Here is a 13,068-nt window from a genome sequence, read left to right as displayed (position 1 = left end):
CTGCTGTTAACATAAAGCACCTCGTGGAAATCTTATTGGATCATAATGGGTCCGATACATTTCTATGGGGTGTTTTTTGCGTCGGGTTGACTAATTTACTTGTCTTAACTATAGTTGTTATAACAAGTATTTTCAGAAAGGATGATTTTTTTGCCTATTTCCTCTCCGCAGCAATTCCTCGGATTCCTGCTCGGCTCCACCCACCGGAGGATATCCAATGCGTTTGCCCGGGCCTTGAAACCTTACGATATTACCCCCGAACAATGGTCTGTCCTGTTAATGATTGTTGACCGAGAAGGCATTAACCAGAAGGAAGTTGCCGCAGCGGCAGCCAAAGATCAACCCACAACTGCGCGGATCGTGGAGCTGCTTCAGAAGAAAGGTTTTATTACAAAATCAACAAGTCCCAGCGACCGGCGGGCCTTTCTGCTGTATCCCACCCTTGAGGGGCAGACGCTGATCGAAAGCACAATCCCTCTGGAGCAGCAGACGATCCAAACAGCGGTTGCCGGACTTTCACCGGATAAACTTGAAGAGCTTCGCGTTATGCTGGAGCTGATCTATCACAACACTGGAAATTCACACCAATAATAGGAGCAATGGTATTGAACACAACACCTGATCGTCTCTGGACAAAATCGTTTATTCTGCTGACAATTTGCAACCTGCTGCTGTTTACAGGACTGCAAATGACACTTTCCACTCTCCCGGCCTATGCCGAAGAATCCTTGAACGCCTCTTCCGTGCAGGTTAGCCTGGTTACCAGCTTATTTGCGCTTAGTGCTATCGCTTCACGGCTGTTCTCGGCCAAGGCCATGGAGAAAGGCGGCCGCAACCTGCTGATCTTCCTCGGGCTGGCCGTATCCCTTGTAGCCGTCACCGGTTATTACTGGGCCGGAAGCATAACCGTACTGCTGCTTATGCGCATGCTCTTCGGGATCGGCTTCGGGATGGCCAGCACCGCCTTTCCGACAATGGCTTCGGACGTGATCCCGATTCGCAGGATGGGTGAAGGCATGGGGTATTTCGGCTTGTCGACAAGCCTGGCGATGTCTGCCGGTCCATTGATCGGTCTAAGCCTGCTGCAGGGTCCCGGGTTCGGCTCCTTGCTGCTCGTTACCGCGGCCGCACTGGCGCTAATCTTCCCGCTTGGCCACCGCCTGACAGCAGTGCTTCCGGGTCAGCACAAGGAACCCGCTGCGGTTCCGGCAGCGGATTTCAAAAGCGGGGCATTTCGCAGGCTGTTTATCCCATGCCTGCTGAACTTACTGCTGTCCGTGTCATACGGCGGACTGCTGGGCTTTCTCGCTCTTTACGGCAAAGAAGCCCATTTGGAACATATCGCGTATTTCTTTCTGTTTAATGCTGTTGCCATTGTTATCATTCGTCCATTGTCAGGCAAAATTTATGACCGTTTCGGTCCAGCTGCCCTGCTAATTCCCGGCAGCCTGTTCATCATCGGCGGATTGCTGCTGCTCTCCTTCGCCTCATCAACAGCCGCCCTGTTCCCGGCTGCTTTATGCTACGGGATCGGGTTCGGATCCATGCAGCCTGCCCTGCAAACCTGGATGATTCAGTCCGTTGACACGCGCCAGCGGGGAATGGCCAACGGCATGTTCTTCAACTCACTGGATCTTGGTGTAGCAATCGGTACTATGCTCCTCGGATCTGTTGCGTTGTATAATTCCTATGCGGTCATGTACCGCTATTCTGCACTGGCTCCCGCACTTCTGCTGATGGTTTATATTGCATATCTCACCATCAGATGGAGAAGCAACCGGAGCACCGTTTCCTCTGCTTAATTTCAAGCCGGCCGTCAGCGAAATAATAGAAGTACAACTACCGGGCGCGCTGCGGCCAGATCTGTAGTATCCGTTCGGACAATCTTTTTGTACCCGATTGGCCCTTTTCCCCTTTTTCTCCTTTGCTGGGCGTCACGGCGAACAATGTCAACAGTCCGCCGATTGCCCCCACTCCGGCCATCGTACCAAATAGCACCCAGTGCCCCCTTGTCATCAGCAGCGACACCACCGGCGGTCCCAGCGACACGCCGATGAATCGCATGCTGCTGTAAAGGGAGGTGATGGTACCCCGCTTTTCCTGCTCAATCCCCTCAGTAATCAGCGCATCGAGACATGGCAATGCTGCGCCGATTCCAATCCCGCCCAGACTAAGGAACCCAATGATCATATAAATACTTTTACTGAATCCGGCAATAACCATCGCCGCTGTCAACAAAACCATCCCGCTGAAGCCCAGCCATTTCATCATTGACTTGTTCTGCCCGATGATCTTGCCGCCGCCGAAGGAGGACAGACACAGCACCGCCAGCGGAATCGCTAATACAAAACCTTTCATGGCACCATGAAGGTTGTATTTCGCCTCAAGTGTCTCCGATAAATAAAAGAGAACACCAAAGGTTACGAACATGCAAATGCCGCCGATGGCAAAGATAGCATACAGCCAACGCCCATGCTGGCGTAAAATATCCGCAATGCCCGATAAAAACTGCCGGACGGAGGTCTTCTCAGCCTCTTCCTGCTCTTCTGGCTTGCGGACCAGAAATAAGACAAGCATAAACGAGATCACACACAGTACCGGAATGGCAATAAAAGGCGCATACCAGAGCAGCAACCCTAAATAAGCACCGAGAATCGGGCTAAGCACCTTGCCGAAAGTATTTGAGGTCTCGATAAGTCCCAGGCTTTTGCTGACCACCTTTTCATCCTTGAACAAATCACCAACAAAGGGAAGCACGATCGGAAAGGCTCCGGCTGCGCCAATGCCCTGCAGCACACGCCCGCCAAGAATGATCCAGTAAGCGGTCAGCCCTTCTGTGAACCAGGCAGCAGCAACACAAACTGCTCCTCCGGCCGCAGCAATAAGCAGACTCGGCAGAATAACCTTTTTCCGCCCATAACGGTCGGACAGATAACCCGCCACCGGAATCATCAGAATGGCCATGAGGCCGTATAGTGTGATCAGCATACTAACCTGAAAAGAGCTGATCTTCAGCTCCCGGGAGATTTGCGGCAGAATCGGAAGCAGCATAGAGTTGCCTAGCGTCATAATAAGCGGAATGGAAGCCAGAGCTGCCAGATCCCATTTTCTGTCCTTCATGGATTGACCACCTTTGTTATCGTTCACAGTCTCCTATATTGTGGTTTATTAGCTGACCCGGTATGCATCCCAGCAAGTGGAAACGGAGAAATAGAAGGAAACTTTATAGCGTGAAGCATATAAATTCTATATTTTAAAAAAGCCGTTCCCGCATCAGGTGCGAAAACGGCCAATATGATGTTATTCAGCTCACAGCGAACCGGCGGTTACAGACTCGCGCACGGCGGCCGGAAGGAAATGGTTGGGCGCTCCCAGGCTATAGATATGCAGCAAATGCATCGCCCGGGTACAAGCGGTATAAAACAGCTTCCGTTCGCTCTCCCTGCCATATCTCTCCGCTGAGCCGTCATAAATAATGACTGCATCAAATTCCACGCCCTTGGCTAAGTATGCGGGCAGCACCAGAGTCCCTTTTTGAAAATTAGGCGTCTCCTTTGTCACAAGTCTTACCGGCAGCCTGTTTTGCAGCTCGGCATGTACACGTGCGCTTTCCTCCGCCGTTTTGCAGATAACTGCCACATAGTGATAGCCCTCCGCATGGAGATTAAGAATATCCTGCTCAACCGAGGCAAGCAGCTGCGCCTCACTATCGACAACGGTAAGCTGTGGCGCTTCCCCGCTGCGGTTGAAAGGAACGATCCGCTCGCCCCCTGGAATCATCGCCCGTGTGAACTCAACAATTTCATAAGTCGAACGATAGCTGCGGGTTAGAGAAATCACCTCGGTATTCTCCTCGCCGTAAATACTCACCAGTCCTGCCAGGTCGCCAAGCACCTCGCCCTGGGCATAAATCGCCTGATTCAGGTCCCCAAGCACCGTCATCTTGGCCCGCGGAAACAGACGGCGCATAAATTCCAGCTGGAATGGAGAATAATCCTGCACTTCATCCACAATAACATGACGAATTAGCGTATTGGTCCGGAAGCCCTGGCTAAGCTCCTTTAAATATAGAAACGGCGTTGCATCCTCATACGCCAGCTCGTTAGCCCCTATAGATTGCAGCGTTTGTCTGCAAATCTCATCCCAAACCTCCGGCAAAGTATTGCTGTTGTTGAGGGTTTCCATTAGCTCCCGGTCAGTAAACAACCGGCTGTACAGCCCTTTAACATCGACAAACCGCCCCCGCTTGGTCCATCCGCGCAGCGGCTTCAGCCGCTGGCTGACGATATACCGGGCGAGCAGGCTTTTTTCGGTATCGAAATCATCAAAGCTCTCGTTATGACCGCCACCCTTGCGCCGCATCATCTGGTAAGCACGCTGATATTCACTGGAATCCAGCGTCTCAATCTGGTCTTCGACCCATTGGGCACTCCGCTCCTCCATGCTGAACGCAGCAATCTTCTTGAGCAGCCAGCCTGTCATCAGATCAATCCGGTTCGCCAGCTTGATATTGGGATCATAGCTGTAGAACTGCTGCTCCATCTCTTCTTTTCCAACGATCGCCCGGCCCTGGAACATCAGCGGCTTGAATTGCATGCTTTCATGCTCCAGCAGATTCACATAACGGCGGATGGCATCCAGAAAAGCTACTGATGATTTATACCCGATTCCTTCTCTGCGCACTGAGGCTTCCGGTCCGTCAGGTGTATTCAGCAAACTTTCCGTCTGGCTGAAGACATCCTCCAGTTGAAATTCGTAGCCCAGCCGGTGCTCCAGATACATCTGGAACGTTGTCTGCTGCATATTTTCTTCACCAAGCTCCGGAAGAACCGTGGAGACATAACTGTTGAACAGCGGATTGGGTGAGAACAGCAGCATTTGATCGGCTTGCAGCACCTCACGGTATTTATAGAGCAGATAGGCGACCCGTTGTAGGGCTGCTGAGGTTTTACCGCTTCCGGCAGCACCCTGGACAACCAGCATCCGGCTTTTGTCGTTGCGGATTACCGCATTCTGTTCCTTCTGAATCGTCGCTACAATGCTCTTCATCCGGTCGTCCGCGCTGTGGCTTAGCACCTGTTGAAGCAATTCATCCCCGATGGTTACTCCGGTATCAAACATCACTTCGATGACCCCGTCATCAATTACGAACTGCCGTTTCAGTTCCATCGTACCGCTCACGAGTCCTCCAGGTGTATCATAAGCTGCCGGACCTGGCGCTCCGTCATAGTACAGACTGGAGATTGGGGCCCGCCAGTCATAAATCAGGAAGGTGCCGTTATCCTCCATCAGGGAACCAATTCCGAGATAGATCTTCTCTACCTCTCCGTCCGGTGTCTCAGCGAAATCAATCCGTCCAAAATAGGGAGACACCACAAGCTTTTTATATTTTTTAAGCGCTTTGCTTGACTGCAGATGATGGCGCTCGCGTTCATTTAATATTTGCGCCTGCTGCCGCAGACTGGTTGAAGTCTCGCCCAGATCATCCGGGCTGCTGAAGTTAACCGTGACCTCTTCCCAGAAATCTTTGCGCATATCCACAACATCGCTGCGGTGCAGACCCAGCTCTTCAGACAACTGCCGGATATGGCCCTTAAGCAGCTTCGTTATACCCGTTACCCTCTCCTGCTCCTCTTTCCACTCGCTATCATGTTTCTCCACTGCATTTCATCCCCTTTGGAAGGTTGACATTTATTTTTACCCATGGTATAATTATTTTGTATAATTATGCATATTTTACAATATTCATTCAATATCCTCTTATTTTAGCAATTCCACCCGACTTTATCAAGTCTTTGAGTCCATTATTATAATACTTTATGATGTCATAACCTATTATGTATATGATCCGGTCCTTTGGGACGGGATTTTTTGTTTATATAGAGTAAGTATGTCAGATTGAAGCCTGCTATTCTTTTTCATCGGCAGATGCACGGTTGATCTGATCCGCTACTTTATCGAGGCGCTCAAGTTGATACCCGTAATCATAGATAGCTGCTGCAACAACAGATAACCGCAACTGCCCTGATTTCTCAGCGTCATAGCCCTCAATTGCCTGCTGCAGAAATCTGTCATTGTCCTCTCCAAGCGGCTCCGAGTCACTTGAACCCGGCTTCAGCTTGTCCTCGAATTTGAGCAGGATGTATTCATGGTATTTAATCAGCTGCTCCAGATGCCTGTCGAACAGCTCATCGGTCCGCTCCGTCCGTTCTGCCTGGAAATAGTGCCGGTCTACAGCCTCCAGCACCTCATAACCTTTCTGCAGGGAGGATAACAGATTTTTGTACATCACCATTTGCCGGGTTTGGCTGTATTTAGCTCTTCGCAGCTGCTTCTGCTCTTCTTCAAACAGTCCATACTTATCTGCCAGCGCTTTAATCGAACCCTCCAGCGCATGTTTCTCGTCGCGGAAGACACTCTCTTTCATCTCATGAGATACTGCAGTCCGCAGCAGCAGCGACAAGCTGGTGAACACGCTCTCGATCTGCTGGATGTACTGCTTACGCGGCTTTGGCGGAAAGACCGTAATATTGATTAAAAATGCCGATACAATTCCTGTGAGCGTAAGCAGAAAGCGGGTCAATGCAAATTCCCACTGCCCCGAAGCTTCCATTACGGAAATTACTGTGACGAGTGTCAGTCCGATCGTATCGGCACGGTTCATTTTCATGCTGATCATAATTACGAGGATACATACCAGCCCAACCGCGATGGGCTCATTGGACAACACCATTCCCCCCAGCAGCGCGATGACTGCCCCCATTGTGCTGGTCTGTATCTGGTCCAGGAAGTAGCGCCATGAACGGTAGATGGAGGGCTGCATGGCAAAGATTGCTGCAATCGCCGCACCAACTGGAGAAGTAAAATGCAACAATGCAGAAAGATAAAGTGCGAGTGTGACAGCCATTCCTGTCTTGAGTATGCGGGCGCCGAAGGCCAAAATCATCCCTCCTTACTATTTTATTAACATCTTTTATGTATATCCTGCAGAACTTAAGTCAATTTCTAATAGGGTACAACCACTATTACCCATGGAGAAGGCCGGCGAATTTTTAGTATGGCTTAAGCTGGCTTTCAGAATTCTTTCAGCTTCCAGGGAATACTGTGTACTGCAGTACCCATAACGATAACAAGAGGTGAATCATGAGCAACAACATTAAAAGAATAACAGCCTTTGCCGCAGCCGTGATGCTCAGTCTGGCTCCAGCCGCTGCATTTGCAGACAACGCTGCCGGAAGCACACCTTCACCTGCACCGGACAGCATTCATGCGGGAAAAGAACATTCCTCCCATCCACACCATGCGCGGGGCTTTAAAGCCGGAGGTTACTTTATTCTGAATGAATCGGCCAAGCTGCTCGAGATCGATCGTACAGAATTGATCCGCAGTTTGAAAAGCGGTAAAACCCTCTACACGCTGGCTAAGGAAAAAAAGGGCTGGACCGAGGAGCAGTATATTCAAAAACTGAGCGAGGCCGCCAGCCTGAAGCTGGATGAGTCCATCAAAGACGGACAATTGAAACCTGACGAAGTTCAGAAGCTAAAAGCCGGACTGCCCGCTTTGCTGAAGCTGAGCATTGCCAATGCGTCGAGTGCTCATCAAGCCAAACCCTAATCGTTCAAGAAAAGAAAACCACCAAACATCAAGCGGATACAACGCAGGTCTACCTGCGGGTATCCGCTTGATTAATGGTTCCGGCAGATTTGCGCTTTCGTGAATTCCGGTAGGCTTCAAATAATGCGATAGACAGCATCAGCCACGCACCGCTTGCGGTATACCCTCCGATCACATCACTCGGGTAATGCACACCCAGATAAATCCGGCTCCACCCGATACCGCCTGTCATCAGGACCGTAAAACAAATCAGTAAAAACCGTTCACGGTGCCGCCGCAAATGCCGCCAGAGCAAATAGGCGATTGCACCATATAAGGAAAAGGCAGCCATGGAGTGCCCACTGGGAAAGCTGTATCCCGCCTGCTCAATCAGCCGGTGAATATTGGGGCGTTCCCGGTGAAACCACAGTTTCATCATTGTATTCAACAGCTGCGAACCTAATGCAACCCAGAGGAACAAAATCAGCTCCAACCGGTGCTTCAGCAGAAAGAATAGCAACGCCATCGTCAACAGCGAGATGCCGATCGCCAGACTGGAGGAACCCACCAGTGACAAACCTTTAGCCAGCGAAGTAAGTGCAGGAGATTCTGCAGATTGGACAATATGAATAATATAGGTATCAAAGGAAACCGTCTTGTTCAGGAATACAAGCGTAGCAATTACACTAAATCCTAACAAAAACCATAAAAACCAGCGAAAACCTCTGGACCAGTACTGATAATAAAGCATAACTACCTCCTTGTCTAATTCCGCGCCGTCCACCACATTTCCAGGAAGAGTCTTTCCCGTGTTATAATTGGCCTGGAAGTCAATTCATAAAAAAGATGGAGTGCTGCCAAAGTGGAAAGTCTAAAATTACAGGAACGTTTGTTGAACCAATGTATTTCAACAAAGGTGCCCGTGACGATTTTTACAACCAACGGAGTTAAAATGCAGGGAATTGTGACCTCATACGACGCTTACACGATCACCTTGCACGGACAGGGTGACGGCAGGCAAAATGTGCTCTTTAAATCGGCAGTTTCCACGGTTGTGCCGCTTAAGCCCGTCTCACTTAAATAACAAGCCATTTTACATCACCACTAACCACCATAACGTTACAGCCTTAATTCAAAAGGAACACCGGAGCAATTCCCCGGTGTTCCTTTTGGCGGATTTAGCCCGAATAAAGTCCACTTAACCGCTTTGTCTTGTGATAACTTACGAGATGAAGAATACAGCAGGCTTAACACATACCGGCTTTGACACCTCTGCTGTATTGCCCGTGAAGCTAAGGCGCCCGCTGGCAGGATCGAGGGAAAATACCACCAGATTGTTCCCGTCACGATTGGCAACAATCAGATATGCTCCGTCAGGGGTCACTGTAAAGTGGCGCGGATGGCCGCCGCGTGTAGACACATGCTCTACCCACGTAAGCGCAGCCGATTCGGCATCCACAGCATAGACCACAATACTGTCATGCCCGCGGTTAGAGCCGTAAAGGTAACGGCCGTCCGGTGACAAAGATATTTCAGCGCAAGTGTTCTCCCCCTCATAATCCGCTGGCAGTGTCGGTACAGTCACAACCGTATGCAAGGTTCCTGCACTACTGTCATATGTAAAAGAAGTAATCGTGGAATCCACTTCATTGATAACATAAGCAGATTTGCCGTCCGGATGGAAGGTAAAATGCCTTGGACCTGCTCCCTTGTGTAGCGGGGTTTCGTCATGAATCTCGAGCGTCTGCCGCTCCCGGTTGATCCGGTAGGAACGAATCAGATCGAGCCCCAGATCCGACACAAACAGGAAACGCCCGTCTGGACTGAATACGGACGAATGCGGATGCGGCCGGTCCTGGCGTTCCGGATGCGTGCCGTGTCCGGTATGCTGAGCTGTATCCGTAAGCGCCAGCGGCAGACCCTGCTTATCGAGTGCCACAAGACCGATACTTCCGCCATGGTAACTGCATACAACGATATATTCATTCTCCGGATCTCTGGAGATATGACAGGTGGTGGTTTGGGTTTTGCCTGCGGCAGGCATCGTTGGAATCCGCTTCAGTTCGGTCAGCTTGCCTGTCTGTGGATCAATGGCGAAGGAGACAACCTCGCCTTCCTTGACGCCTTCACGATTCCCCTGTTCACCAATGGCATACAGCCGTTGTCCCGAAGCATCAACATTAACAAAGGTGGGATTCGTGATACCTTGCACCGTATCCAGCAGTTCCAGTGTGCCCCCTGCCTCCCCGTTGAATTCAAACACCTGAACTCCGCTCTCTTCCGCACTTGCGTAGGAACCTGTAAACAACAACAGTTTAGTATTCTCATTCATCTCGGTATTCCTCCTCCATGGTTTCATAACTATAGTTTCATCCAAACCGCCCGCAGTTTTAACGGCAGTCATCTTTATAATTTACAATTTTTCAGCGTCTATGACAAATGCAACGTAAAAAATGACAAAAAACATTTCAAAAATAAGCCTTCTCAAATCTGACTGAATATGATACAATGAAAGCGCTAACATCAATGTAAATTTTTATAAAGGGGGAACACGAATGAGCAGCCTGCTGGAAGCCAGAAACGTATATGAGGACTTCGAGGTGGAGACGGACATTCTGTTCTTTAAAGTCGGAGATCACGACTTAGTCATTTTTCACGGCAGAAACTACAACATTAAAAAGAGAATGACTGCCGAGCAACTGAATCGTTTATTATCCAATGCCAGCTATTATCATGTGTACGGAGGCTGCTATGTTAATCTGAACAAGATCAGCGCAATTGAGGACGACTGTATCTACTTCGGTGAAATGGGCCTGTACGCCAAAAATGTCCGTGTTCCCAGACGGAAGCAGGAAAGTATTCGACATCTGCTCAGAGGCCTCAGCTCCTAAGCGGATACACTCAGAGATATACGAATACATTCTTATACCTTCTACATAAACCGGAAGTGCGTGGTGCAACCATGCAACTCCGGTTTTTCCTTTAAAATATAAGAATTTATATGCTTCACGCTATAAATCATCCTTCTATTTCTCGCTGAAACGGATACCGTCCTTTTGATGACGGCGAAGCCGTTTCCACTTGTCTTAATGGAATCTTAAAAAGTAAATATACTTTTTTATACTTTCTTAAGGTTTGGAATCCTGATTTCTGGTAAAGTTGTAGAAAGACAGGCAACACCTATATTGAAGGGAGTCATTAATTATAATGGACAAAAGAGATTTGGGCGAAAACGAACACCAGAACAACAATGGAACAACGGAGGAAAGCAACACTTCCGTAAACAACAATGAAGGGTTAGTCCAAGAAGCAGCATCTACTCCAGCAACCGGTGATGTCAACGCTTCCGAAACACCAGTGTTTAAAACAGCCGAATCCGTTGAGACACCTGCTGTTAGAGAAGCTGAAAGAAATGTTCCAGTAATGAACAAAGTGGGCGCTGGAGCTCCTCCACCGTCATCTTCCCCTAAGGCTGGAAAAGGCTGGATGATTGCTTCTATTGTACTCGCAGCTGCGCTTATCATTGTACTGATTAAACCGCCTTTCCAAAAAGACGACAGCAAGACGGCTGTTGCAACCGTTAATGGAACCGACATTACGAAAGCTCAGCTTTACGATAAACTGATTGAAGCCGGCGGTGAAGCTACACTGAAGAACCTGATCACAACTACCCTTGTGGATCAGGAAGCTAAGAAAGCCAACGTCACCGTTACCGATGCGGACCTCAATGCGGAGATTGAAGATCTTAAGACTCAGCTCGGCGGTGAAGAGGCCCTGAACGCTGCATTGTCACAAAGTAATATGACCCTTGATGATCTGAAGAAGCAAATGCCGATGCAAGTGAAAATCCGCAAGCTGATTGAACCGAAAGTAACCGTTACGGAAAAAGATATTACCGCTTATTATGATGAGAACAAAGCTTCCTTTAACCAGCAAGAAGAAGTCCGGGCTTCCCATATTCTTGTAGCCACCAAAGCGGAAGCTGACTCCATCGTCAAGCAGCTTAAAGAAGGAGCGGATTTTGCCAAGCTTGCCAAAGAGAAGTCTACGGATACTGCTTCCAAAGAGAACGGCGGCGATCTTAACTTCTTCAAACGCAGTGATATGGTTGCTGAATTCTCCGATGTGGCCTTTAAGCTTAAAGTCGGTGAAACCAGCGGTGCAGTAAAGAGTGATTTCGGCTACCACATTATTAAGGTAACCGACCGCAAGGAAGCAAAAGAATATACGCTGGCAGAAAAGAAAGCAGAAATCGAAAAGACTCTTAAAGCACAAAAGGTATCCGAAATGTCAAACACTTGGCTGTCGGAGCTGAATAGCAAAGCAAAGATCACCAACTCGCTCACTGATGCCAAAGCATCTGCACCTCCAGAAACAAGCGCAGAACCTTCAGCAACTGAAGCACCCCCTGCCAAATAAGGCAGTTCGCAATATTTAACAGGACAAGCTTTCCCACAGAAGAGGACCAGGCGGTTAACCGCCTGGTCCTCTTCTTGTCTACTGATTTTTCTTGCGGATCTGCTTATCGTGATTTTCGCCCCACTCTTTAGCTTGTGCTGTCGCAATCGAGATGGCTCGCCCTTCCTCATAACCTTCCTCCAGCAGGGCATTGGCTATCTCAATCGCCTTGTTACGTACAGGCGCCATAAAATTCTTAAGTGAATCCGGGTAATCATCCTTGTTCCACGGCATAATGAAAACCTCCTTAATTAGGCTATAGTACTTATTAGCCCGGTCAAGGAGGTTCTAAACAGCTCTATAGGATGCTTATTTAAGCACTTTTACACGATCTTCAATCGGTTGGAATTCTTTCTCGCCCGGAGCGGTAGCAATTTTACCGAACGGCATTTGGGCGATCAGCTTCCATTCTGCAGGAATGTCAAAGGTTGTTTTCACTTCATCGTCAATTAGCGGATTGTAGTGCTGCAGTGACGCACCCAGGCCTGCTTCTGCGAATGCTGTCCATACTACAAACTGCAGAATCCCGGAAGACTGGTTGGACCAGACCGGGAAATTATCGGCGTACAGGGCAAAATTCTCCTGCAGGCTCTTCACCACTGTCTGATCTTCGAAGAACAATACGGAACCATAACCTGCTTTGAAGGAAGCCAATTTTTGAGCAGTGCCTTCAAACTGTTCTGTTGGAACAATCTTGCGCAGGGTTTCAGCAGTGATATCCCATAGTTTATCATGCTTGTCGCCCAGAAGAACAACGGCTCTGGAGCTTTGGGAATTAAATGAAGTTGGGCTATGTAATACCGCAGCTTCAACAATCTCTTTGATTTGAGCATCGGAAATCGGAGTTTCTTTGCTGAGTGAATAGATGGAACGTCTTTCTTTTACTGCTTCCAGAAAATTTTTAGACATAAAATAACTACCTCCATTTATTTAGTAACTAACTTTTCTAAATCTTAACACTTTTATTCTGGTAACACAATACTATTTCACAACTATTTCCTGCTTCTTCTCTTTCCA

General features: G+C 48.8%; 13 protein-coding genes. 6 read left to right on the top strand and 7 right to left on the bottom strand.

Annotation, left to right across the window (positions count from 1 at the left end; translation table 11 throughout):
- Positions 1–141 precede the first annotated feature (141 nt).
- Both NSS79_RS14200 and NSS79_RS14195 read left to right on the top strand, forming a co-directional pair.
- Positions 142–591: a MarR family transcriptional regulator gene (locus tag NSS79_RS14200; RefSeq protein WP_342439818.1), complete on the top strand. Its 450-nt coding sequence runs from the start codon at positions 142–144 to the stop codon at positions 589–591.
- 8 nt (positions 592–599) lie between these two features.
- A complete protein-coding gene (locus NSS79_RS14195) occupies positions 600–1,802 on the top strand; it encodes an MFS transporter (protein ID WP_342439817.1) in 1,203 nt (400 codons plus the stop codon).
- Positions 1,803–1,839: 37 nt separating this feature from the next.
- Here the strand turns inward: NSS79_RS14195 and NSS79_RS14190 are convergent, their stop codons facing one another.
- From NSS79_RS14190 to NSS79_RS14180, 3 genes are all read right to left on the bottom strand, one after another.
- Positions 1,840–3,120: an MFS transporter gene (locus NSS79_RS14190; RefSeq protein ID WP_342439816.1), complete on the bottom strand. Its 1,281-nt coding sequence runs from the start codon at positions 3,118–3,120 to the stop codon at positions 1,840–1,842.
- Between the two features lie 189 nt (positions 3,121–3,309).
- Positions 3,310–5,661, bottom strand: coding sequence for an RNA polymerase recycling motor HelD (helD, locus tag NSS79_RS14185; protein ID WP_342439815.1), 2,352 nt, complete (start codon positions 5,659–5,661; stop codon positions 3,310–3,312).
- Positions 5,662–5,908: 247 nt separating this feature from the next.
- Positions 5,909–6,940, bottom strand: coding sequence for an aromatic acid exporter family protein (locus NSS79_RS14180; protein ID WP_342439814.1), 1,032 nt, complete (start codon positions 6,938–6,940; stop codon positions 5,909–5,911).
- A 203-nt stretch (positions 6,941–7,143) separates the two neighbouring features.
- Here NSS79_RS14180 and NSS79_RS14175 point away from each other — a divergent pair, with 203 nt between their 5' ends.
- Positions 7,144–7,614: a hypothetical protein gene (locus tag NSS79_RS14175; RefSeq protein ID WP_342439813.1), complete on the top strand. Its 471-nt coding sequence runs from the start codon at positions 7,144–7,146 to the stop codon at positions 7,612–7,614.
- A gap of 49 nt (positions 7,615–7,663) precedes the next feature.
- Here NSS79_RS14175 and NSS79_RS14170 read toward each other — a convergent pair whose 3' ends face one another.
- Entirely contained in the window at positions 7,664–8,344 is a 681-nt protein-coding gene (locus NSS79_RS14170; RefSeq protein WP_038590689.1) for a phosphatase PAP2 family protein, read from the bottom strand.
- A gap of 111 nt (positions 8,345–8,455) precedes the next feature.
- Here NSS79_RS14170 and hfq point away from each other — a divergent pair, with 111 nt between their 5' ends.
- Positions 8,456–8,677: an RNA chaperone Hfq gene (hfq, locus tag NSS79_RS14165; RefSeq protein WP_038590687.1), complete on the top strand. Its 222-nt coding sequence runs from the start codon at positions 8,456–8,458 to the stop codon at positions 8,675–8,677.
- Between the two features lie 138 nt (positions 8,678–8,815).
- On the opposite strand, the gene NSS79_RS14160 is transcribed toward hfq, so the two are convergent.
- Entirely contained in the window at positions 8,816–9,925 is a 1,110-nt protein-coding gene (locus NSS79_RS14160; RefSeq protein WP_342439812.1) for a lactonase family protein, read from the bottom strand.
- Positions 9,926–10,148: 223 nt separating this feature from the next.
- Here NSS79_RS14160 and NSS79_RS14155 point away from each other — a divergent pair, with 223 nt between their 5' ends.
- Entirely contained in the window at positions 10,149–10,484 is a 336-nt protein-coding gene (locus tag NSS79_RS14155; protein WP_038590681.1) for a hypothetical protein, read from the top strand.
- Positions 10,485–10,800: 316 nt separating this feature from the next.
- A complete protein-coding gene (locus NSS79_RS14150) occupies positions 10,801–12,012 on the top strand; it encodes a peptidylprolyl isomerase (RefSeq protein ID WP_342439811.1) in 1,212 nt (403 codons plus the stop codon).
- A gap of 78 nt (positions 12,013–12,090) precedes the next feature.
- Here NSS79_RS14150 and NSS79_RS14145 read toward each other — a convergent pair whose 3' ends face one another.
- Both NSS79_RS14145 and NSS79_RS14140 read right to left on the bottom strand, forming a co-directional pair.
- Positions 12,091–12,285, bottom strand: a complete 195-nt coding sequence (locus NSS79_RS14145) for a DUF2188 domain-containing protein (RefSeq protein ID WP_342439810.1) — start codon at positions 12,283–12,285, stop codon at positions 12,091–12,093.
- 75 nt (positions 12,286–12,360) lie between these two features.
- A complete protein-coding gene (locus NSS79_RS14140; RefSeq protein ID WP_342439809.1) occupies positions 12,361–12,960 on the bottom strand; it encodes a nitroreductase family protein in 600 nt (199 codons plus the stop codon).
- Positions 12,961–13,068: the final 108 nt, after the last annotated feature.

Source organism: Paenibacillus sp. FSL L8-0436, assembly GCF_038593025.1.
Classification (GTDB): domain Bacteria; phylum Bacillota; class Bacilli; order Paenibacillales; family Paenibacillaceae; genus Paenibacillus_AQ.
This window is presented reverse-complemented; position numbering and strand designations above follow the sequence as displayed.